Source organism: Streptomyces sp. NBC_00078, assembly GCF_026343335.1.
In the GTDB taxonomy this organism is placed as follows: domain Bacteria; phylum Actinomycetota; class Actinomycetes; order Streptomycetales; family Streptomycetaceae; genus Streptomyces.
Genome location: NZ_JAPELX010000001.1, coordinates 8,698,020 through 8,719,754 on the forward strand (window position 1 = coordinate 8,698,020; position 21,735 = coordinate 8,719,754).

At 70.0% G+C, this 21,735-nt stretch carries 22 protein-coding genes and 1 pseudogene; 6 read left to right on the forward strand and 17 right to left on the reverse strand.

Annotated features, from left to right (window positions below; genetic code table 11):
* Position 1: 1 nt before the first annotated feature.
* The 9 genes from OOK07_RS40485 to OOK07_RS40525 form a co-directional block, all read right to left on the reverse strand.
* Positions 2 to 1,036, reverse strand: a complete 1,035-nt coding sequence (locus OOK07_RS40485) for an LLM class flavin-dependent oxidoreductase (protein WP_266801579.1) — start codon at positions 1,034 to 1,036, stop codon at positions 2 to 4.
* A 79-nt stretch (positions 1,037 to 1,115) separates the two neighbouring features.
* Positions 1,116 to 2,621, reverse strand: coding sequence for a metallophosphoesterase family protein (locus OOK07_RS40490; RefSeq protein ID WP_266801580.1), 1,506 nt, complete (start codon positions 2,619 to 2,621; stop codon positions 1,116 to 1,118).
* A 342-nt stretch (positions 2,622 to 2,963) separates the two neighbouring features.
* On the reverse strand, positions 2,964 to 3,830 hold the full coding sequence (locus OOK07_RS40495; protein WP_266801581.1) for an MHYT domain-containing protein: 867 nt from the start codon (positions 3,828 to 3,830) through the stop codon (positions 2,964 to 2,966).
* Positions 3,831 to 3,985: 155 nt separating this feature from the next.
* Entirely contained in the window at positions 3,986 to 4,279 is a 294-nt protein-coding gene (locus tag OOK07_RS40500) for a hypothetical protein (protein ID WP_266801582.1), read from the reverse strand.
* A gap of 45 nt (positions 4,280 to 4,324) precedes the next feature.
* Positions 4,325 to 5,722, reverse strand: a complete 1,398-nt coding sequence (locus OOK07_RS40505) for an RICIN domain-containing protein (RefSeq protein WP_266801583.1) — start codon at positions 5,720 to 5,722, stop codon at positions 4,325 to 4,327.
* A 365-nt stretch (positions 5,723 to 6,087) separates the two neighbouring features.
* Positions 6,088 to 7,287 carry a glycoside hydrolase family 64 protein gene (locus OOK07_RS40510; protein ID WP_266801584.1) on the reverse strand — a complete coding sequence of 400 codons (1,200 nt, stop codon included), beginning with the start codon at positions 7,285 to 7,287 and terminating at the stop codon, positions 6,088 to 6,090.
* Between the two features lie 186 nt (positions 7,288 to 7,473).
* Positions 7,474 to 8,229 carry a dienelactone hydrolase family protein gene (locus tag OOK07_RS40515; RefSeq protein WP_266801585.1) on the reverse strand — a complete coding sequence of 252 codons (756 nt, stop codon included), beginning with the start codon at positions 8,227 to 8,229 and terminating at the stop codon, positions 7,474 to 7,476.
* Between the two features lie 122 nt (positions 8,230 to 8,351).
* Complete coding sequence (locus tag OOK07_RS40520) at positions 8,352 to 8,972, reverse strand: L-threonylcarbamoyladenylate synthase (protein ID WP_266801586.1); 621 nt, start codon at positions 8,970 to 8,972, stop codon at positions 8,352 to 8,354.
* Positions 8,973 to 8,981: 9 nt separating this feature from the next.
* A complete protein-coding gene (locus OOK07_RS40525) occupies positions 8,982 to 9,476 on the reverse strand; it encodes an FBP domain-containing protein (protein ID WP_266801587.1) in 495 nt (164 codons plus the stop codon).
* A gap of 70 nt (positions 9,477 to 9,546) precedes the next feature.
* On the opposite strand from OOK07_RS40525, the gene OOK07_RS40530 reads away from it, so the two are divergent.
* From OOK07_RS40530 to OOK07_RS40540, 3 genes are all read left to right on the forward strand, one after another.
* Positions 9,547 to 10,125: a TetR/AcrR family transcriptional regulator gene (locus tag OOK07_RS40530; protein WP_266801588.1), complete on the forward strand. Its 579-nt coding sequence runs from the start codon at positions 9,547 to 9,549 to the stop codon at positions 10,123 to 10,125.
* A gap of 16 nt (positions 10,126 to 10,141) precedes the next feature.
* The gene (locus tag OOK07_RS40535; RefSeq protein WP_266801589.1) at positions 10,142 to 11,326 is read left to right on the forward strand and encodes a GDSL-type esterase/lipase family protein; all 1,185 of its coding nucleotides are present in this window, start codon (positions 10,142 to 10,144) and stop codon (positions 11,324 to 11,326) included.
* A 116-nt stretch (positions 11,327 to 11,442) separates the two neighbouring features.
* On the forward strand, positions 11,443 to 12,975 hold the full coding sequence (locus tag OOK07_RS40540) for a helix-turn-helix domain-containing protein (protein WP_266801590.1): 1,533 nt from the start codon (positions 11,443 to 11,445) through the stop codon (positions 12,973 to 12,975).
* A gap of 129 nt (positions 12,976 to 13,104) precedes the next feature.
* Here the strand turns inward: OOK07_RS40540 and OOK07_RS40545 are convergent.
* Positions 13,105 to 13,346 (reverse strand): annotated as a pseudogene (locus OOK07_RS40545) (cytochrome P450); the annotation flags it as partial.
* 118 nt (positions 13,347 to 13,464) lie between these two features.
* Here OOK07_RS40545 and OOK07_RS40550 point away from each other — a divergent pair.
* Positions 13,465 to 14,247 (forward strand): alpha/beta fold hydrolase, encoded by a 783-nt coding sequence (locus OOK07_RS40550; protein ID WP_266801591.1) that lies wholly within the window; start codon positions 13,465 to 13,467, stop codon positions 14,245 to 14,247.
* A gap of 10 nt (positions 14,248 to 14,257) precedes the next feature.
* Here OOK07_RS40550 and OOK07_RS40555 read toward each other — a convergent pair whose 3' ends face one another.
* Positions 14,258 to 14,791 (reverse strand): DoxX family protein, encoded by a 534-nt coding sequence (locus OOK07_RS40555; protein ID WP_266801592.1) that lies wholly within the window; start codon positions 14,789 to 14,791, stop codon positions 14,258 to 14,260.
* A 166-nt stretch (positions 14,792 to 14,957) separates the two neighbouring features.
* On the opposite strand from OOK07_RS40555, the gene OOK07_RS40560 reads away from it, so the two are divergent.
* Positions 14,958 to 15,485: a hypothetical protein gene (locus OOK07_RS40560; RefSeq protein WP_266801593.1), complete on the forward strand. Its 528-nt coding sequence runs from the start codon at positions 14,958 to 14,960 to the stop codon at positions 15,483 to 15,485.
* Positions 15,486 to 15,525: 40 nt separating this feature from the next.
* On the opposite strand, the gene OOK07_RS40565 is transcribed toward OOK07_RS40560, so the two are convergent.
* Positions 15,526 to 16,089, reverse strand: coding sequence for a hemerythrin domain-containing protein (locus OOK07_RS40565; protein ID WP_266801594.1), 564 nt, complete (start codon positions 16,087 to 16,089; stop codon positions 15,526 to 15,528).
* A 160-nt stretch (positions 16,090 to 16,249) separates the two neighbouring features.
* Between OOK07_RS40565 and OOK07_RS40570 the strand changes: the two genes are divergently transcribed.
* Positions 16,250 to 17,482: an amidohydrolase gene (locus tag OOK07_RS40570; protein ID WP_406313145.1), complete on the forward strand. Its 1,233-nt coding sequence runs from the start codon at positions 16,250 to 16,252 to the stop codon at positions 17,480 to 17,482.
* 168 nt (positions 17,483 to 17,650) lie between these two features.
* Here the strand turns inward: OOK07_RS40570 and OOK07_RS40575 are convergent, their stop codons facing one another.
* The 5 genes from OOK07_RS40575 to OOK07_RS40595 form a co-directional block, all read right to left on the reverse strand.
* Positions 17,651 to 17,866, reverse strand: coding sequence for a DUF4177 domain-containing protein (locus OOK07_RS40575; RefSeq protein WP_266524541.1), 216 nt, complete (start codon positions 17,864 to 17,866; stop codon positions 17,651 to 17,653).
* Positions 17,867 to 18,023: 157 nt separating this feature from the next.
* On the reverse strand, positions 18,024 to 18,533 hold the full coding sequence (locus OOK07_RS40580; protein ID WP_266801596.1) for a hypothetical protein: 510 nt from the start codon (positions 18,531 to 18,533) through the stop codon (positions 18,024 to 18,026).
* A gap of 151 nt (positions 18,534 to 18,684) precedes the next feature.
* Complete coding sequence (locus OOK07_RS40585) at positions 18,685 to 18,954, reverse strand: hypothetical protein (RefSeq protein ID WP_266801597.1); 270 nt, start codon at positions 18,952 to 18,954, stop codon at positions 18,685 to 18,687.
* A 174-nt stretch (positions 18,955 to 19,128) separates the two neighbouring features.
* Complete coding sequence (locus OOK07_RS40590) at positions 19,129 to 20,727, reverse strand: IS1634 family transposase (protein WP_266679595.1); 1,599 nt, start codon at positions 20,725 to 20,727, stop codon at positions 19,129 to 19,131.
* Positions 20,728 to 21,165: 438 nt separating this feature from the next.
* Positions 21,166 to 21,471, reverse strand: a complete 306-nt coding sequence (locus OOK07_RS40595) for a hypothetical protein (protein ID WP_266801598.1) — start codon at positions 21,469 to 21,471, stop codon at positions 21,166 to 21,168.
* Positions 21,472 to 21,735: the final 264 nt, after the last annotated feature.

Genomic DNA, 21,735 nt, shown 5'->3' on the forward strand with positions numbered 1-21,735 from the left:
CTCAGCCGGCGGGCTGCCAGCCCAGCGCGGGACCGAGCTTCGAGGCCATGTCGGTGAGGATCTGCACATAGTCCTCGTGCCCGAAGGCGAACGGCAGCGCGAACGCGACCTCGTCCACCTCGCGGAACGCGGCATGAGCCTGGAGGCGTTCGGCGATCTCCTCGGAGGTGCCGACGATGTCCGGCGCGAACATCAAACGGGCCGGCCCCTGAGGTGAGGCCGTGCGAGGGGTGCGCCTGGCCGCGTACTCCTCGTATTTCGCGCGTTGTCCGGCTGAGGCGGAGTCGGTGGGGATGACGACCAGGCCCTGCGAGACGCGCGCGTTCTCGCCGTCCTGGTGCTGGGCGCGAAAGGCGCGGATGTGGGACAGCTGGATCTCCGCGAAGTCGAAGTCCCCTTCCCCGCCCGCCCCTTCGGCCTTCACGACACTGCTGGTGAGGAAGTTCATACCGTGCTCACCGGCCCAGCGCGCCGAACCCAGACTGCCACCGCCGTACCAGAGCCGCCGCCCCAGACCGGGGGAGTGGGGCTGGACCCGGTCCGAGAACACTTCGAAGCCCTCGACACCGCTGAAGTCCGTCGCGCTCCTGCCCCGCACGAAGTCCAGCAGGCGCCGCACCCGCTCGTAGGAGAAGTCCTCGACCTCGGCCGCGTCCGGGTACAGCGCTTCCTTCACCTGCTCGTAGTGCATCGGCGGCCCGACGCTGACACCCGGGTTGATCCGGCCCCCGGACAGGATGTCGACCGTCGCCAGGTCCTCGGCCAGGCGCAGCGGGTTCTCCCAGCCGAGCGGGATGACCGCGGTGCCGAGCTCGATACGGCTGGTGCGCTGCGAGGCCGCCGCCATCACCGCGACGGGGGAGGAGATGCCGTACTGGAGATGACGATGCCGCAGCCACGCGCTGTCGAAGCCGAGCCGCTCACCCAGCTCGATGATCTCCAGCGTGGATTCGTGCCCCCGGCGCGGATCTGTCTCGTCGAACAGGCCGATGGTCAGGAAACCCAGCTTGCGCAAGGGGCGTGAGGTCGTCGGCACAGCGTCCTCCGTCGTTCGTCGATCAAGGTCTACGGCTGCGTCAACCGGATCCCCGCAGGAAGTGTTCCCACTTTCAAGCTCAGGTCAGGGGAATGGTGAACTCGTCCTCGACCGGCGGTTCGACCTCCTGGGCGCGGTTGCCGGTGGCTGCGAAGCAGCGCAGCCGGATCGCCTCCGGAGTGACGTCCAGACGCAGGAAGCACTTGAAGAAGGGCGGACTGTACGTCGCCGAACTCGGCGAGAACAGCTGCGTGTAGATCTTGCGGACCGGGAGGCGGAAGCGCGAGGTGCGGTCGGGGCGGCCGCCGGCACCCAGCAGACTGGCCACGATGCGGGCACGGCGGGTGACGCGCACCGGCCCGCCGGGGGCACGGGTCGGCGGCATGCCGAGCCGCTCGGCGATCACGGCCATCGCCTCGTGCTCGGTGAGGGTGAACAGGCGCGGCAGGCGCAGTCGGCGTCCGTAGAGCCTGCTGTAGAAGGCGAGGGAGTCACCGCGCAACGGGTAGCAGCAGAAGTCCTTCTCGGTGACGTGCGCGATGTCGATGCGGGGGATGGTGTGGGTGGCGTGCATGAACGCGCCGCCGCCGCCCGAGACGACGTACTGGATGGTGCGATCGTCCACCTGGACCGGGTAGCGCTGGTAGTTGTGGATGTCGCCGCCTATCGCCGCGACGTAGTGGTGCTCGGGGTCCCGGACGATGTCGTCGACGGTGCCGTTGCCCCCTTCGATGGTGCAGGGGTGGTGCTCACCGTCGACGTACAGGGGCGAGCCGGTGATGAGGATCTTGGGCCGGGGGCCCTTCGACACCTCCCGCAGCCATGCGCCCTGTTCGGCGTCGATGGTGCCGAGCAGGCCCGTGTCGATGCCTATGATCCGCACCGGTCCGGCGTCCACGGCCCAGTACGGGCCCGGCTGCACGGCCCGTTGGTCCGGCTCCGACCGCAACTGCCGTGCCTCGTCCAGGTGTTGACCGTCCGTCGGGCGCGGTCGGTGCCACAGGAGACCGCGTGTCCAGGCCCGGGTCAGCGGGCGCGCTGCCGGCTCGGGCGCGAGGGGCGGGGCGTCGTCGCAGAAGACACGCATGAAGGCGCCGAGGTCCTCGTACCAGTCGTGGTTGCCGGGTATCGCGTAGATCGGCGCCCGGTAGTCCTGGTAGGGGCGGAAGAACTTCGTGGCGTAGCCGTCCGCGCTGCCCACCGGGTAGATGACGTCGCTGGCGATGACAGCGAACTCCGTCCCCTGACTGACCTTCAAGAAGCCCGGCACCACCGCGTATTGAGGGTCGTCGCCCTCCCCGGTGTCGCCGATGACCATGAACGAGAACCGGTCCGGATCCTCGCGCCGGATCACCTTGTCCGCGGGCGCGCCCGCGGCTTGGCGCTGGGCCACCCATCTGCTGCGGGTACGGCCCGTGGGGTCCCCGAACCAGGAGGCCAGCACGCCGTTGCGAGCTGCCCACAGCGTTTTCGGGCTGAGCCAGGAGAGCTTTTCCACTCTGTGCGGCATCAGCCGCTTGTACTCGCCGCGCTCTGCGGAGCCCCAGCCGGCGCCTTCGGCCGTATCGCGTGAAGAGTCAGACACCGCTGCACCGTAACAAGGGTGGCTTCCTCCGCCCCTGGTGGGGTGGGTCGCCCTACGCGGGAGTTCGGCCGGTCGCCCGGCCTACTGGTTCCTGCTTCGCGAACGGGCTGACACCGAGGCCTCCACAGGCTGGGACGGCGAGCCAGGCGGCCTTCGGTGTGCCTGGCTTCGCTGCCGAGGCTCCCGCCCGGTGCGCCGAACTGAGGGCCGGCTTCCCATGCGGACGGGCCGGCTTCCCGTGTGGAGGGGCCGCTGTACCGCCCGGTCCTTCCGCATGGGGAAGGCCGCCGCGGATCACCAGTCGTGGCCGGGCGGTGGGGCCCACTGTGGCGGAGCGGTCCCCTAGTGATCCAGCCGGGGGCGGGCGTGGCCGACCGGCCCGCCGAAGCCGGCGCTGCTGTGCTGCGGCGCTGGCTCTGTCGTCTCCTTGGCCGCCCAGGTCCGCTGGGACGTGGCCGACTTGCTCCACTCGCCGTCGCCCAGCACCAGCAGAGGGTCGAACATGACCACCACCCCGGCCAGCAGCAGGAAGACGGCCGGTCCCAGAAGCATGGGCAGCAGCAGGGAGGTGGGCGAGTCGCCCGCCCAGGCCCCGTTGCCGTTGCCGTGTACATGGACGCTCACGGCGGCCATGGCCGTGTAGTGCATGCCGGACACCGCCACACCCATGACCAGACTGGCCCCGAGGCTCGTCATGAAGCCGCGGATGCTGACGGCCGCCCACAGTGCGGCGGTCGCGGCGACGACGGCGATCGCGACGGACAGGACGACGGTGAGCGGGTCGTACCGGATGTCGCCGTTCACCTCCACCGCGGCCATGCCGAGGTAGTGCATGACGGCGACACCGATACCGGTGACCACGCCGGCGACGCCGAGGGTGATCTTGCCGGAGCCTCGGTAGCCGACGATGAACACGCCGATACCGACCACGATGATCGCCAGGGCCAGGCTCAGCAGGGTGAGGCCCGTGTCGTAGCGGATCCCGGTCTCCTCGACCTGGAAACCGAGCATGGCAATGAAGTGCATCGTCCAGATGCCGCAGCCGATCGACGCGGCGCCGAGCGCCAGCCAACCGGGCTTCCACGACTCTTCGTCGAGCAGGGACCGGACGATGCAGCGCAGTCCCAGCGCCCCTCCCAGACAGGCCATCAGATAGGCAGCCACAGGTGTCACCGCGCCATAGCGGAACCCGTCAACCGTGCTGTGCATGTGCCAACTCCCCCCAGAGCCATGGCAGATCGTGGGAAAGGTCTACGGGTGAAGGTCATGTGAAGGCAAGGCATTACCACTGGTAACTGAATAACTCTCAACTCTCAGCGGTTAACTCCGGTCACTCTTGGGCGAGTTTCAGTCATGTGCCACATTCAGTTGTCATATTCGTCGGATAGGGCCGGTCCGGCACCTCGGTGGTCGGCGGCCGGCCGGTGTCGGCCGGCCTCCGGCACATCCCGCTCACAAACGTCGCCGAATCCGGCACCTACCAGGTGCAGATCAGCCTCAGCAGCCTTGCCACCGGCACCGTTGACCTGACCCTCAAGACAGCCACCACGGCCACCACCGCCAAAGCCCTCACCGCCGATGTGCTCTGGCACGCAGACATCGCGATCCTCGCTCAGCCCGGAAGGCACACGTTCCTCGGGAAACCTGACCGTCGCCACGGTTACCCTTTTCCGGCCTCCCGGGCCGACCCAGAACAGCCGAGGTCACCCGGCGGCGGTGATCCGCCACTGCTGGTTGGCGCTGCCGGAGCTGCTGTACTGCCCCAAAGCGGAGCCGTTGCCGGTACGGCCCATCCCGTCGAGGTAGAGGCCTGTGGCGCGGTTCTTGATCCGGACGTTGTTGGCGTTGGTCAGCACCGACCATTGCTGGCTGCTGCCATTGGTGTCGGAGTACTGCCCTACCGCAGAACCGTTGGCGGTGCGGCCCTGGCCGTCGAGGTACAGGCCGGTCGCGCGGTTCTTGATGCGCACGTAGTTGCCGTCGTTCTCGATGCTCCACTGCTCCTCGGTGCGGCTGCCTGCGCCCGACCACTGGTCGGCCTCGGACCCGTTGGCGACGGCGCCGGCGCCGTCGACGTACAGGCCGGTGGCGGCGTTGCCGATCCTGACGTATGTGCCGCCTCCGTTGCCGTCACCCCAGGCGTACTGCAGCCGGGCCAGCCCCGAGGGGTTGACCAATGACAGCTTGGTGGCCGAGCCGGTGCCGACCCTGGTGGTCATGCTGTACCAGTCGCCGTCCCGCAGCCCCGGCCAGTACACGCTGCCCATGCCGAGCTTGCGCAGTTCGCTGCTGACGCCGCGGACGTAGTCGGCGAAGAACGACCCGCTGGGGATGCTGTAGTCGATCATGCCGTACTGGACGCCGTTCTTACTGCCCGGGCCCATCGGGCCGCCCCACTCGGTGGCTATCGTGCGATCGGCGTAGCCGCCTATGTAGCCGGCGATGTGGTTCGCCCACTCCGTCTCGTCCTCGTAGCCGGCGAAGAACGAGTAGTCGTGGACGGCGAGCATCGTGCCGTTCAGGCGGCTGTCGCCGCCGACCGCCGCGACGTTCTGGGCGTCGCCCGCTCCGTCGAGGACGACTCGCCCGCGCGGCACGCCGGAGTACCTGGCCAGCCAAGCGTTGTAGAAGTTGTCGAGGTCGCCGGTGCCGTAGCCGTACGGCTCGTTGATGACCTCGAAGTAGGCGTTGGGGTTGCTCCCGTACTTGGCGACGACGGTGTCCCACATCTGGTTGAAGCCGCTCGTGCTCGTCGGCTTGCCACCGGCGTGCGCCCAGTACGCCAGGATCACCTTGCCCTTGGTCAGCGCCGTGTCGATCGCCCCGGTGTACGTCGACCAGTAGGTCGAGACGGTGGGCTCGTTGATCGGCATGCGGACGGTGTTGGCGCCGGTGATCGAGTACATCTGGCCGACCACCTGGTTGGCCGTGGCGGCGGCCGACGTGTACGTGTCCGAGGGCCCGAGGCCTGACACGTAGAGGACGCCGTTGACGAAGTTGTCCCGCTGGTCTGCCCAGTTCACGCCTCTGAACTGGTTGGTGGAGGCGTGGGCCTGGCCGGATCCGAGGGTCGTGAGTGTGCCCGCCGCGAGAGCGAACACGGCGACGATCCTGCACAGCGTGAACAGGGCTCTTCTGGATAGGGCGTGAAATGACAATTCCACGGGCTGGTCCTTCCCTGCGGCTCCTCCCGCACGGTCGGCCCGCGCGGTCTAGAAAGGGCTTACCGTTCCGCAGAGGTTTTCGGAAGGCCCAGCTCCGAAGCGACGACCTCCGCACCCTAGTTCCGGCCACGACGATCATTTGCGAGGTACGCGCAAACCGCCATCGGCTCGCCCTTCCGGCCGACCGAAGCGGATGTCATCCACCCCGACGGCATACGGCCGGACCAGCCGGGAGTACACCGAACGCCATGCCGTCCCCCGCACACGGGTCAACTCGTGTGCGGGAACGCGGCGTTCGGCTTTCAGTTGAGAGGATCAAGGGTCAGGTACGCCTGCTGCGGGCTGCCGTCGTGCACCAGGGACTCCTGGTTGCCGACGTCGTCGAAGGCGAAGGCGTAGGCCTTGCCGTCGGCCATCTGAGCATGGATCTTGCGGGCGTACTGGTTGGTCACCGTGTCCCGGTAGAAGTTCGCCGTCGTGGTGTCCGGCTGGTTGGGGTTGACCAGGAGGGTGGAGCGGTTGAATCCCGCGCACAGGGTGCGGGAAATCGGTCCGCGCACCTGGTCGTTGGGAGCGTCGAGCAGCTTGTGGCACCCGAAGATGCTGTCCGCGTCCGGCTTCTGGAAGCTGGTGACGACGGCTCCCGAACTGTCGGTGAAGTTCATGACGTTGCCCGACACCCGGCCGATGTACTTCGTGTTCGGCTGGTCGGTGAACGGCGTCACCGTCAGTGTGGTCGTGGCGTACTTCTGCCAGACGCGGCTCACGTAGTCGTCCATCACGGACGCGGGGAGGGCTCCGTTCTCCAGGCCGTAGCCCGGTGCCAGTGCGCGCAGGACAGTGCCGTCGGAGCGCGTCTGGATCAGGTTGGCCCAGCCGCCCGGCTGTCCCCGCAGGGCGCTGAAGAAACCGTTGTAGCCACCCGACTTGAGGTGACCGGTGGTGGCCGTGCTGCCGTCGGCGCGCTGCACCCCGACCGCGTAGGGCGCGGAGAACATGTCCACCTGGGTGCTGTTGAGCCACAGGCCGGAGTCGTTGAGCGTGTACTCCGACCAGTTGAACAGGATGTTGCGGTTGGGGTCGCTCGGGTTCTGCACGGCGGGCTGCACCAGGCCGCCGGTCGTCAGCTTGAACACGAGCTTCTGGCCGTAGGAGAAGTAGATCCGGCCGGAGAACTTGGGGATCCGGATCGTCTTCGACTGACCGGCGGCGGGCCCGGCGATCGACGCGTCGGGTGCGGGAGTGGGCGGGTTTCCGCCCGCTGGCCAGGCATGGAACGTGCCGTTCGCGTCCGCCCAGCCCTGCCGGCCCGTCGAGAGCAGGGTGCCCAGGGTGTAGACGTAGACCGGCTCGCCGCGACCGGAGTTGTTGGTCAGCTTCAGGGGGATGGTGTCGGGCACCGCCGCGTCGGCGGACGACGGCGAGTGGATGGCGAGGACCGCAGCGAGCAGCGCGGCCGCCGCTGCCGGGGCCAGGAGCCGGTGAGTGAGCTTTCTGGGCACGCTCCACCTCCGTGGGGGGTTCACTTGTTGTGGGGGGATCACCTGAGGGGGATGGTCCGGACCTTGTTGAGAGCGCTCTCAAACTGGCACCGGGGCGCGCGCATGTCAATAAGTTGAACAATGGCCGACGAAAGGCGCCCGCGGAGCGAACTCCGCGGGCGCCTTGGCCGGGTCGGGCGGTACGCGTCAGAAGGTGCGCTCGAGGAGGTCGAGCAGCGCGGCCCAGTGCCGCTCGTCGCCGTCCTTGTGGTACGACGAGGTGTCCGCCTGCGTGAAGCCGTGGGCCGCGCCCGGGTAGACCTCGCAGCGGTGGCGTACGCCCGCCGCGGTGAGCGCGTCCTCCAGGCGCTGCATCTGCTCGGGCGGCAGCGAGGGGTCCTCGTCGGCGTGGCCGAAGTAGACCTCGGCGGTGACGTGTTCGGCCGCCAGGTGCGGGCTGTCCGGATCGTCCGTGGCCATGTGCCCGCCGTGGAAGCCGGCCGCGGCCGCCACCCGGTCCGGATAGTGGCCGGCGGTCAGCAGGGACAGCCGTGCCCCCATGCAGTAGCCGGTCAGCGCGACCGGGCCGTCGGTGACGAGAGGGGAGTCGGCCAGCCACTGCAGGTACGCGGCCGCGTCCCGCATGGCCAGGTCGGACGTGACGGACTGGATCAGCGGTCCGACCTTGCCCCAGATCTCCGGACGCGCCGCCGGGTCGATGAACTCGGGCAACTCGACAACGGGTGTCCGCCCGTGACGGTAGAACACGTTGGGCACCAGCACGGTGTAGCCGGCCTCCGCGATGCGGTCGGCCATCCCGGTCAGATGGGGACGGATCCCGAACGCATCCATGTAGAGCAGGACACCAGGACGGGCGCTGCCGTCTGCGGCGTGTGCCACATAGGCGTCGGCGACACCGTCCTCGGTGGTGATGTCCACAGTCGTTCCCTGTACGGAGGTCATGGGGGCTGCCTCTCTGCGCGCGGCGGCGACCAACTCTGCGGCCCGACGGGCCGGGTGCGGCCATCGTTGCATGCGCCACTCGCCTTCCCCGCGGTGCCCCCGGCCTCGTACGACGTGCGAGTTCACTCGAACCGCGTCGGGTCCCCGGCCCCCCGCCGCACGATCTCCGCCTCGCCGTCCGAGAAGTTGATGACCGTCGTCGGCTCGGTGCCGCAGTCTCCGGAATCGACCACCGCGTCCAGCACGTGGTCGAGGCGGTCCTTGATCTCCCAGCCCTGTGTCATCGGCTCGTCCTCGTCGGGCAGGAGCAGCGTGCTGGACAGCAGCGGCTCGCCGAGTTCGGAGAGCAGGGCCTGCGTGACGACGTGGTCGGGGATGCGCACGCCGACCGTCTTCTTCTTCGGATGCTGCAGCATCCGCGGCACCTCCTTCGTCGCCGGCAGGATGAAGGTGTAACTGCCGGGCGTCGATGCCTTGATCGCCCGGAACACGTCGTTGTCGACCCGCACGAACTGGCCGAGCTGCGCGAAGTCCTGGCAGACCAGGGTGAAGTGATGACGGTCGTCGAGGTGACGGATGGTGCGGATCCGCTCGATTCCGTCACGGCTGCCCAGCCGGCAGCCCAGTGCGTAGCAGGAGTCCGTGGGATACGCGATGAGGGCGTCGGCGCGGATGCTGTCCGCGACCTGGGCGATGGTGCGCGGCTGGGGGTTGTCGGGGTGCACGTCGAAGTACTTCGCCATTGGGCGAGCTTATGCCGTGGTCACGTTGGCGACGAACGCTGCGACGTTCGCCACGGTCCGCTCGATCTTCTCCTCCAGGGTGACCGTCTCGTGGAGCCGTGCGCCGGCGCCCGCGTCCCGCTTGCCGCGCACGTACAGGGAGCAGGCCAGATCGCTGCATATGTAGGCGCCCACCGAGTTGCCCTGCTGCCCGGCCTTCCCCGCCTTCGGCGCGACCATCAGAGACACCCCTCCGGAGTGAGTGGTGAGGCACATCGAACACATGCTGCGCCGTGTCTGCCAGGAGCCGGCGGTGGAACTGCGCAGCGCGAGGGCCCTGGGTCGGCCGTCCAGCTGGACCACGAGGTAGGCGCGGTCGGGGGCCTGTGGATCGCGCCAGCCGAGGTAGTCGAGGTCCTCCCAGGGCTGGAGGGCCAGGTCGCGGGGCATGTTCAGGCGCCTGGCCTCGCCCTTGGTGCAGTTCACGAACGCGGCACGGATCTCTTGCTCGGTCAGCGGTTCCATACGGTCACGCTAATTTGCCTAAAAGCTTTAGGCAAATACATAATTCACCCAGGCGAAGGAGAGGGTGGTTATGGCACGTGTGGGGCTGACGACGGAGCGTGTGGTCCGGGCTGGTGCGGAGCTCGCCGACGAGGTGGGCTTCGACCAGGTGACCGTCTCGGAGCTGGCCCGGCGCTTCGACGTCAAGGTCGCGAGTCTGTACTCGCATGTGCACAACTCCCAGGACCTCAGAACCCGGATCGCCCTGTTCGCCCTGGAGGAGATGGCCGACCGGGCTGCCGACGCCCTGGCGGGCCGGGCCGGCAAGGACGCCCTGGTGGCCTTTGCGAACGTCTACCGCGACTACGGCCGGGAACACCCCGGCCGGTCGGCCGCGGCCCGGCTGAGACTGGACCCCGGGACGGCAGCCGCCGGCGCGGGCGTCCGCCACGCCCAGATGACGCGGGCCATCCTGCGCGGCTACCACCTGACGGAGCCCGACGAGACGCACGCCGTACGGCTGCTTGGCAGCGTCTTCCACGGCTACTCGAGCCTGGAGACCGCCGGCGGGTTCAGTCACAGCGCCCCCGGTTCCGAGGAGTCCTGGACGCGGATCCTGGACGCCCTCGACTCCCTGCTGCGCAACTGGCCCCCACCACCCACCACTTGACCGACAGGCGGAGTACATGCACACCACGTACGACTGGATCACCACGCCCGTCACCGCCGACCTGCTGCGCGGCGCACTCGACGTGGAACCCACCGAACACGGCGTACTGCCGCACCGACTGCCCGCCCGGGCCCGCGCCCAGTGCGCCGATCCACAGCTGGCCGGCGCCGAGTCCCAGCCCTCGGGCGTACGGCTGGCCTTCCGCACGCGTGCGACCGCCGTCGAACTGGACACCCTGCCCACCAAGCGCGTCTACGTCGGCGCCCCGCCACGTCCCGACGGCGTGTACGACCTCCTCGTCGACGGCCGCTCGACCGGCCGGGCGAGCGCCACGGGCGGCAACACCGTGACCGTCGACATGGCCGCCGGCACCACCGAACTCCGTCCCGGCCCCGTGGGCACCCTGCGCTTCACCGACCTGCCCGAGGGAAACAAGGACGTGGAGATCTGGCTCCCGCACGACGAGACGACCGAACTGGTCGCCCTGCGCAGCGACGCCCCCGTGGAGCCCGCGCCGCCGAGCGGCCGCAAGGTGTGGCTGCACCACGGCAGTTCGATCAGCCACGGCTCCGACGCGGCGAGCCCCACCACCACATGGCCCGCACTCGCCGCCTCCCTCGGCGACGTGGACCTGATCAACCTCGGACTGAGCGGCAGCGCCCTGCTCGACCCGTTCACCGCCCGCACGCTGCGCGACACCCCCGCCGACCTGATCAGCATCAAGATCGGCATCAACCTGGTCAACACCGACCTGATGCGCCTGCGCGCGTTCACCTCGGCCGTCCACGGCTTCCTCGACACCGTCCGCGAAGGTCACGCCACCACACCGCTGCTGGTCGTCTCACCCATCCTGTGCCCCATACACGAGGACACGCCCGGCCCAAGCGCCATCGACTTCACCTCACTCGGCGAGGGCAGGCTGAAGTTCCATGCCATGGGCGATCCGGCAGAACGCGCCGACGGAAAACTGGCCCTCGGTGTGATCCGGGACGAGCTGAACCGCATCGTGGCCCAGCGGTCGGCCGAGGACCCGAACCTGCACTACCTCGACGGACGCGACCTGTACGGGGAGTCCGACTCCGCCGAACTCCCGCTGCCCGACCAGCTCCACCCGGATGCCGCCACCCACCTCCGCATCGGCGAACGCTTCGCCGAACTGGCCTTCGCCACGGGAGGCGTCTTCGGCCGTCGCAGCATGTGAAGGCGGCCGTCGCCTCGCCGTACGGAAGTCGTACTCGTGTCACCTTCGGGCACACGTGAGGTAACGTCCCCGACCGATATGCCGAGGTCGATGCGATGGACGAGGAGAAGTCCGAGATGGCTGGCCGAAAGGACGGGGCCCGCCCTGCTCAGGTGACGGGCGCCGACGGTACGACGTGGGCACAGGAACTGCTCGACCACCTCCGGCCGACCGGACGGGACATCCGCCGGGTCGCCGCCTGGCTCGCGGACGCGGTGCACGGGACGGCCTGTCTGCAGGACGACACGGGCAGCCTCCTCGCCGGAACGCCGACACCGCTCGACGAGGGCCTCGTCGCGGACATCGTCTCCGGCCGCATCGCCTCCGCGGCCTGGGACGGCGACGGGCGTCATCTGCGCCTCGTCAGAGTGGAGCTGCCGCCGCCCGCCTCGGCCGGTGTGCTGGTGGTGTCCCGCACGGACCCCTTCGACCGACGGGCCTCAGACATCGTGACCCACACCGCCCAGGTGGTCGAACTCCTGCTCAGGGCACACGAGTCGAGCATGGCCGGTCGCCGTCTGCAACGGGCGACGTCCGACCTGCGCCTGGCCATCCTGCAGCTCCTGATGGTCGAGGACACCGTCTCCGCCCGTCGTGTCGCCGCAGGCCTGTGGCCCGGCCTGCTCGACACCGACACCGCCTGCGTCTACGTGCTCGAAGCCGACGCCCAGGACCGCGACCGCATCGCCGAGGAATGCCTGGACGCGACGGACGAGCAGGCCCTGGTCGTGCGCTGCCCCGCCGTGGACGCGCACGTCATCGTCGTCGCTCCGTGCGACGCGGCCGCCGCGGAGCTGCGCCGGCTGGTCGGCAGGCAGCCGGGCACCTTCCTCGGCGGCAGCGCCCCGCAGAGCCTCGTCCGCACCGCGACCGCCTACGGACAGGCCGTCAGCGCCCTCGCCGTCGCCCGCTTCCGGCCCGACAAGCAGGCCGTCTACGCCGAACGCACCCACCCCGAACGCCTGATGGACCCGGCCGTGCTGCATGGCTGGACCACTGGGATCCTGCGCCCGCTGGACAGGCTCGCGCACCACACCCGCGCCGAACTCCTCGCCACCACCCGGCTGGGCCTGGAGTTCACCGCCGTGAACGCGGCCAAGGTCCTGGGCGTCAGCCGCAACACGGTCCGCGCCCGCATGGAACGCGTGGAGGGCCTGCTGCACGCGGACTTCTCCGACCTCCCCGCCCGCGCCGTCGTCCACCTCGCGCTCAACGCCCGCGTCGGCCTGCCGGAGGAAACCCGGGAGACCGGTCCCGCCGACACCGCGGACCCCCGGCTCGGCGACCTGCTGGCCGGGCCCGCACTGCGCACCTGGGCACACGACCTGCTCGGCCGCCTGGAGTCCGACGCCCGCGACCTCCGGCGCACTTTGCGCACCTGGATCGCGGCGGGCGGCAACGCCGAACGCACCGCCCACCTCCTGGGCGTGCACGCGCAGACCGTGCGCGAGCACGTGCGCAGCGCGGAACCGGTCCTCGAACGCCAACTGCTCGCCTCCGGCAGCGATCTCTACGAGGTCGTGCTCGCCCACCTGGCCCTCGGTGACCTCGACCAGCCCGACCTCAACCGGACGAACCGGGACCATCCGGGCCCGCCTGTGCACAAGTGAGCCCTGCGCACACCGCAGCGGGCACTGACGCGGTACCCAACGGATCCGCCCTAGACGTAAGTTCGACGGGCGGGGGCACGACCGGAACGGGGGACCGGTCGGGCCCCCTTTGCGGTTCTACGCACGCTGCATCCGCAGCGTCTCGTCGACGAAGCCGTCCCAGCCGATCCTCCCGGCTTGTACGGCGGCCAACTGGCCCCGGGTGCCGGAGCAGTGCGACGACCGCGTTGCCCACGAGGCTGACGGTGGTCTCGTACCCGGCGCCGATCACCAGCAGCAGTGCGTACAGCAGTTCCTCGGCGCTGAGCCGGTCGCCGTCCTCGTCCCGCAGCCGGATCAACGGTGGTCAGATCGTCCCCGGGATGCTCGCTGCAACCTCCAGTGCAACCGAGGGTCCTCGCTGACCGGCGCATCGGGAATCAGGTCTTTCAGGGTTGCCCGGCGAGCGCTACCCTACTCGCCAGTAACGAGACATGTTCAGGAGGCACGATGCCGCAGCTCGAGGTCGACGGCGCAGCGCTGACGTACGACGACGAGGGCCCCCGAGACGGCGACGGCGTGCCGCTGGTGTTCGTTCACGGCTGGACGGCGAACCGGCACCGCTGGGACCACCAGATGACGCACTTCGCAGAGCGGCGCCGGGTGATCCGCCTGGACCTGCGCGGTCACGGCGAGAGCAGCGGGGCGGGGGTGCGCACCGTCGCGGAGCTGGCCGGGGACGTCATCGCCCTCCTCGACCACCTGAAGGTCGACCGGGCGGTACTCGTGGGCCACTCGATGGGCGGCATGATCGCGCAGACCATCACCCTCGACCACCCCGACCGGGTCGAACGCCTCGTACTGGTCAACTCCATCGGACGCATGGCCTACAGCCGAGGCAGGGGTCTGCTGATGGCGGCCTCGACGCTCGTCCCGTACAAGCTGTTCGTCGCCACCAACATCCAGCGCGCCTTCGCCCCCGGCCATCCTCGCGACGAGATCCGCGCCTACGTCAAGTCCTCCGCCGACACCCCGCGCGAGGTGGTCATGACGCTCTACGGCGCCATGCGCGCCTTCGACGTACTGGACCGGGTCGGCGAGATCCGCGTACCCACCCTCATGATCCACGGCTATCACGACATCCAGCTGCCGGTGCAGCAGATGCTGCGCATGGCGAAGGACTACCCGGACGCGGTGGTCCGCATCATCGACGCCGGCCACGAGCTGCCGGTGGAGAAGCCGGCGGCACTGACCACGGCACTCGACCGGTTCGTGACTCCCGCCCGGGGCTGAGCCGAGGTGATCAGCGCGTCAGCTTGGCCCTGACACCGCCCACCGCCGCGGCGGGCCGTGCGGTGGCACCGACGGAACGCCGTACCAGACGAGCCTCACGGCGCAGGTCATGGGCGGCATGACGGCCCCGCCACGCCACGGAGGGGGCACCGGCGGTGTCGTCGGCCGCGATCAGCAGGCCCCCGAGCATCGACAGGTTCTTCAGGAAGTGGATGCGCTGCTGGGCGCGCTTGTCGGGATCGTCCTCCTCCCAGAAACGGTGACCGGCAAGCGTCGTCGGCACCAGCGTGGCCGCTATGGCCAGCGCGGCGGGCCGGGGCAGACGCCCGGTGCCCAGCAGCAGACCGGCCACCACCTGTATGGCTCCGTTGAGCCGTACGACCTGTTCGGTGCGGTCGGGCAGAGCGTCGATCCGCTCGGTGACGGGCTGGACGACGGGCTCGGCCACGGGGGCGACCTGCTCGGGAGCGCGCAGCGAGTTCAGTCCGCCGGTGACGAACATCGAGGCGAGCATGGGGCGGCCGACCAGACGCAGGAAGCTCATGACTTTCTCCCAGGGGTAGGAGCGCGTGCAGAGAGCCACCGGGTTCCCCGCGGTGCTGTGGTCGATGCCACGTCATCCGGCGAGGTGAGGGCATATCCCTCCCCGCAGCCGCGAGCTACCGTTTTTGCCCAGTTCCCTGTCCTCCCACAGTACGGACGGCCCCGCAGTGCTCGCAGACCTCTCTCCGCTGATCGCGGCGACCGCCCAGTGGCTGACCTGCGCCTACCCCGCGGGCGGTGGCGCCCTGGCCTCGGCCCTGTGCGAGGCGCAGGCCCGCCAGGCCGTGACGGTCGCGGCCTGGCTGCGCTATCCGACCCGGATGGACGCCGCGCTCGTCGGTATGGCGGGCCCGGGCGGATCGGCCCGGCTCGACCGGATCGCGGGCGCGCACGACCTCGCCGGCCGGGACACCGATGTCCATGCCTGGCGCACCTGGGTCGACGAGGTCGTCGCCAGCTGGGCGGCCGGCCTGCTGAGCGATCCGGAACTGGCCGGACTCGCGGTGGCAGCCGCCGCCGAGAACAGCCATACGGCCGGTACGCCCGTCGCGTTCCGACGCCTGCTCGCACCCGACGCCGGCGACCTGCGGGCGGCGACGCTGCTGCGCCACCCCGACCTGCTCGCCCCCGTCGCCGCGCTCCACCAGGACCAGCTGCTGTGCCTGCTCAGGCCGCCCCTCCCGCTCACTGCCTGACACCGGCCGCCTGCTGCTGAGGCGGTCGGCCGGCAGCTCGTCAGTCGTGCTTGCCGCGTCCGCTCAGCGCGTCCCGCATCCGGTCGACCGCTCCAGCCCCCGGCGCCAGCAGCTTGTTGGCGGGAGGGGTGTCCGGGGCCGAGGGATGAGGCCGGGTCGGCGCCAGCTTCTTGGCCCGGCGGACCTTGTCGCCAAGGTCGTCGAGTGCCTCCGCCGTGCACGCCGCGCGCAGCTGGGGGAAGAGGTTCTGCTCCTCGTCGGCGATGTGTGAACGGACCTCGCTCATCAGCGTCCCGACCAGCCGGTCGAACTCGGCGTCGCCCGCCTCGCAGCTCTCGAGATCCTTCATCAGCTGCTCGGCCTTGGAGTGGTCCTCGATCTCCCTGTCCGCCATGGTGTTCCCGTTGACCAGGTGTTCCCGCACCGCCGGGTAGAGGTACTCCTCCTCGGCCACCGAGTGCCGCACCAGTTCCATCGTGGCCTGGTCGGCGTACACCTTGCGGTCCTTGTGTCCGGACGGCAGTGCCTCGATCCGGCCGAACAGCTCCTCGACCTCCCGGTGATCGGTCATCAGCTCGTCAATGACGTTTCCACCATGTCCCATGCTCTCCACCTCCAGGCAGGAAGCGGTGGCTCCCGGTCCGGATCCACCGCGAGCCCCGAGTGCCCCGGCCTCCGCTGCGCTAACGCCCGACCACAGCAGCTCACCCGGCCGGACGTGGTGTGGGCCGCCGCCTTGTTGGAACCCGCCTACAAGAGCGGACATGGATGGCGCATCTGGGGAGGCCGGCGTGACGGACACGGTGGACTTGGCGGTCGGACGGGTGGGCGGGGAGGTTGCCGTGCGGGCGGAGCGCCTGTGGGAGATCGCCCTCGCCCTGCACGCAGACCCTGAGTACGCCTTCGAGGAACACCGGGCGGCCCGGCTGCTGAGCGGCGAACTCGAACGCGCGGGGTTCGTCGTCGAGCGTGATCTCGCCGGAATGCCCACCGCGTTCGTCGCGCGGGCGGGAAGCGTACGCCGCCCCGCAGTGGCCCTGCTCCTGGAGTACGACGCCCTGCCCGGGCTCGGGCACGCGTGCGGCCACAACCTGATCGCCGCGGCCGGCCTCGGTGCCGCACTCGCGGCACGGGCCGTGGTGGGGGAGGGCGCAGGGGCCGTATGGGCTGTGGGAACGCCTGCGGAGGAGGGCGGCGGCGGCAAGGTCGCCGAGACTGAGGCGGGCCTGTTCGACGATGTCGACGCCGCGCTGATGTTCCACCCGGGCGTGCACAGCTGGCAGTGGGCGCCCCTGACCGCCCAGACGCGTTACCGCGTCGGCTTCCACGGCCGCGCCGCCCACCCCACCGGGAACCCGACCGAGGGCATCGACGCCCTCGCGGCCCTCATCCAGCTGTTCAACACCCTTGCCGTCGTGGGCAGACGGCTCCCCGAGGCCTCACATGTGCAGGGCATCGTCACCGACGGAGGCGTGGCGACGAACATCGTCCCCGAGTACGCGGAGGGACTGTTCGGGCTGCGCGCCGGCACGACCACCGCTCTGGAGGAGCTGGCGGGGGAGCTGCTGACCTGCGCTCAAGGGGTGGCGCGGGCGACGGGGACGACGGTGACGTTCGGGCGCGTCTCCCCGTCCTACGAGCACTTCCGCGACAGCGGGGTGCTGTCGGGACGGTTCGCCCGGCACCTCGCACGCACAGGTATCGGCGTGACGCCTCCCCAGCCCGGCGTCTACCTGGGCTCCTCCGACATCGGCAACGTCAGCGGCCGCGTGCCCGCCATCCACCCCTTCGTCGCGATCATGGATCCGGACGGTTCCGACCACACCCCGGAGTTCGCCGCCGCGGCGTCCTCCGACCGCGGCCGCCGCGCGATGCTGGCGGCGACGGAGGCGCTCGCCTGCACGGCGGTCGAGCTGCTGATGTCCGCGGAACTTCGAGAGCAGGCGTGGCACGAGCACGAGCACGGGCGCAGTGCCGTGGTCGCGGCCGCGCGATGACGCCCGGAACGCACACCTTCGCGCCGCCGCCAGCCACGCGCGATGCCTGCGCCGTCATCCGACGACGGCGACGGCGAATCGCCGGACGGTGTCCGACGGCGGCCGGCTGTCGCGGTGACGGGTCCACACGCAGCGTGTGGACCCGTCACGGGAAGCGGTGGTCAGGTGTCAGGCGCGGGGCCGTTCGAAGGTGAGCAGCAAGCCCTCGACCGAACCGGGCCCTATGCGGCCCTTGACGTCGGCGGAGGTGATCGCCTTGAGGCCCCAGCCGTCCTCGGCGTGCTTGTTGAGGACCTTCTCCAGCTTGTCGCTGTCCAGAGCGTCACCGATCAGCGACTCCCTGAAGGTGACGACCTTGTACTCGTAGGTGTAGGCGTGGCTCATGGCTGCGGCGTCCTCCTGTGTATCGGCTGCGTGGCTGGAGCCAGCCAATCATGTGCAGGGGAACGTTCAGCGACCGGACGCCGACCCACCCCGGCGTGATCTTCTCCGGCGCGGGCAGCACGGGAGTGCCGGCAGGGGGCGCGTACTCCTGAGACCGTCAGACGTCCGGGCCGATGGGCTGCTCGTGGTTGTCGGTGGCGGTCTCGGCGGACGGCCACCGTGCCAACGAGATCATCCCCATCACGCGGTGGATCAAGTAGAAGGCGAGGGGCAGTTCACCGAACACCGCGAGCGCAGCCGACGGCCAGACCTCCGAGGTGCCGAAGGAGAGCGAGACGTCGAACCACGCATCGCAGACCAGCAGCACCGCTGTCGCCAGTGCCGACACCATCACGGCACGGTGCCGCAGCCAGCCGAGTATCGCGGTGGACGCCATCGCGACCAACAGCAGAACGTCGAATCCCACCCAGACCGCGCGCCAGTGGTGGACCCTGTACCCGGACGGCAACGTCAGCGCCAGCAGGACGGTCCACGGGACGAGCGCGATGGAGCAGACGGTCAGCAGTTCCAGGGTGTGCCGCCGGTGCCGGCGTACGCCCTCGAGCAGCTCGGCAGTCGCCGTCGGTACAGCAGCCCCTTCGCGGTCGCCGGTCTGCGTGTCGCTCACGTCGCCTGCTCCGTTCTCGTCTGTTCTCGGGCGGCCGGGCGTCCGGAAGTGTTGCAGCAACACAACCAGGCTAATGCCCGGGCCGGACGTGTCGTTCGGGGGTCCCGGCTGACCTGCCGTTCCGCGGCGAGCGATCATGTCCGCCATCGCGTTAGACCATGCCGTTCACCAGCTTGTTCGGGGTGCGGCCTCGGCCCTGGGCGCCGATGTCATCGTGGCCCAGGGCGTGGAAGCCGGGGCCAGGATGCCCGGAAGGGCGGTCCACGCTGCCGTTCGTGCCCCTGGTGGTGGACCTCGTGGGACCGGTGCCCGTGCGGGAGACCGGTGGGATCGCCGGCAGGCGCGGGGCGGCTGCGGCCCTGGGGCGGGCGCCGCCGACGCCCCGAGGCGCCCGATGGCCGACGAGATGCACGGCGCGCACCCTGGGCCACCCCTACCTGGTCTCCCACCGCGTCCGGTGTGGGTCGGTGAGGCCGTCGACCTCATCGACGACGCGCCGTCCGCCGCCGACGTCGTCGGGACTCTCGCCGAACAGGACGAGGAAGCACTGGCCTCGGCGGGCAGGCACTAGCCCTGTACTTCGCGGGTCGCCGTTTCAGGTCATTGGCCAGCGGGTTTGAGTGACTTCGATGCCGAGGAGGTCGAGGAGGTGGAGTTGGACTCCTCGGGTGATCTGGACGGTGGGTGGATCGGTGACGTTGCCGATCCGCAGGGCGAGTTCGCTCAGGTGGTAGAGGATCATGCGGCCGGTGGGCCGCACCCGGCGGTTGTCCGGGTAGAGGCCGACCATCGTCTGCTCGGGGCCCAGGGCTTGTCTGACCTGGCGCTCGATCAGGCTGAAGACCAGCAGGGCCAGGCAGATGACCTGGATCAGGGCGGCGACGCGGTGGTTGTGCTGCACGAACAGCGGGGTGACCGCCAGGGGGCCCTTGAAGTCCGCGTAACGGCGCTCGACCGATCCCTGGCCCTTGTACTGGATCAGGACCTGGCCCGGGTCGGCCTGCTCGGGGGTCAGCGCCGTCAGCAGCGCGTACCAGCCGTCGGCTGCCGCCTCGTCGTCCAGGACCTGATGGTCGAAGTGCCAGGCCAGGGTGGGCCTGCCGTTGTCGTCTTCGCCGATCTCGGTGCGCAGGCAGGAGGCAACCCGCCGGGTCTTGGCGATCACGCCGATACGGGCCGCGATCTTCTCGGCGGTGTTGTAGTACCTGCCGCCGGCTCCGTGCTGGACCTTGTCCAGGTCCTCGGCCGCGCGGGTGAGGCGTTTGGTGCGGGCGGCCTGCTGGCCCGCAGCGTTGCCGGTGGAGTGGACCAGGATTCGGCGAACGCTCAGGACCGGGTCGCGCCTGCGCGGACCGTTCAGGGTGTGAACGTCCTCCAGTACCCGGTAGACCTCGCGCTGGGCGGGGTCCTTGCCCGCGTCGCGGTCGGGCACCCAGTCCACGACAGTGGCGGCCTCCAGGTCCAAGGCGGCATAGAAACCGTCCTTGACCTGAGCCGCCGGGACCGGGGCGATGAATGCCGTCCTGGCTGCCAGCAGTGCGGCGACGTTCGGGTAGGAAACCAGCTTGGAATCGGCGACCAGCAGGAACTCCCGTTCGCCGGCCAGCTTCTGCAGATCCTTCATCGCCCCGACGACCTGGGACACCTCGGCCGCGCCCCCGCCGAAGACCCGGGCGTGGACCGGGATGCCGCCGTCACCGGTGACCGCGAGCCCGGCCTGGACCTGCTTCAGGTCCACCCGGCGGTCCTTGGGATGCCCGTGCTTGATCACCGGGAACGCGTCGTCCTGATCTTCCAGCGGGTAGGCCCCGTGGACGGACATGGACGTCATGTCCCAGTGCAACCGCGACACGTCGATGCCGAACTCGGTGATCGCCCGCGCGCCGACCGTGCCCGCGAGTTGCTCCAGCTTCGGGGCGATCGCATCCAGTGCCCGCGCGAGGCGGTCGTCGTTGAGCAAGCCCGCCTCGATGCCCAGGACCTCCTCCACCGCCCAGGTCCGGGCCCAGTCGCCGACCCGGAACAGCGGTATCGGCGAGGTCAGCCGGTTCGCGACCAGCGCCTCGATGACCTGCCCGTGCGTCAGGTGCGCGCTCGGCGCGGACGGGCACAACCCGTCGACGATCCCCGCCACGTCCAGCCGGCGCAGAAACTCGGCAGCGACAGGCAGAGCGCCCAGACGCTTCTCCACCACAGACGTCACCACGCACTCAAGGCGCTGACGCTGGGACCGAGGCCGCGGGGACCGGGAAATCATCGACACACCCGGCTAACGCCCACAGCCCCGACCCGGATACGACCGAACCCTCTACTCCAACCGATTCAACGACCCGCGAAGTACGGGACTAGCCGATACGACTCGCCCGCCGCCCGCCGCCGCCCGCCGCCGCCCGGCCCTCTCGACCGGAGACGCCAGAAAGCCCCGTGTTCCGCACATCGTCTCAGACGTGCAGAACACGGGACCTGGAGTGCCGCTCGATCCTCGTCGATGAGACGGCGACGTGGGCGCCGGACGGGCGGACCGAGGCAGGGGGCGGGCGCCCCGACGGGCGTCGCCGCTCCCGGCCGCAGGCCTCGAAGTCCGCTGGAACTGCCGCCGGTTGTCTGCCGACGGTTGTCCGCGCCCGGTCGGTTATCCGTGGCAGATGAGCACGATGAGGCCGTCGCAGTCGTCGCCGTCGTCGTCGTAGCCGCCGTAACCACCGTGGCCGCGATGTTCCTCCTGGCCGTGGCCACGGGACGGGGCGGACGAGGAAGCCTTCTCCCTGGCGTCGTCGTGCGGGGCGGGCGCCGCGGCCACGGCGGATCCGGCGGCTCCCACGAGCGCCGCACAGGCGATGCCCAGGGCGGCACCCACCGCGAGTATTCGCGGAATCCGGGTGCTGGTCCGCTCGGCGTGATCGGGCGTGCTCGGGTGGTTGCTCAGTGGTGTGTTCATGCAGTCACCCTCTACGGCCGCCCGGCCGATTTCGCGCCGAGCGCAGCCGATTGGGTGAGCTACGAGGAACGGTGTGCGCGAAAGGGTGTGCGCGGAGGCGGCTGCGACCGTGCCCGTGCCCAGGCCTTGGTGACAGCCGACCCGTCTTCCTGGCTTGCCCAACTCCCGTTCCTGGTAGGGGAGTTCGGTGGCCGGGAATGGCTGGAGTGCCAGGAGTCGAACGCGGCTTCGGCGCCGCTCACCGGGCAGGGTGCCCTCGGTCGC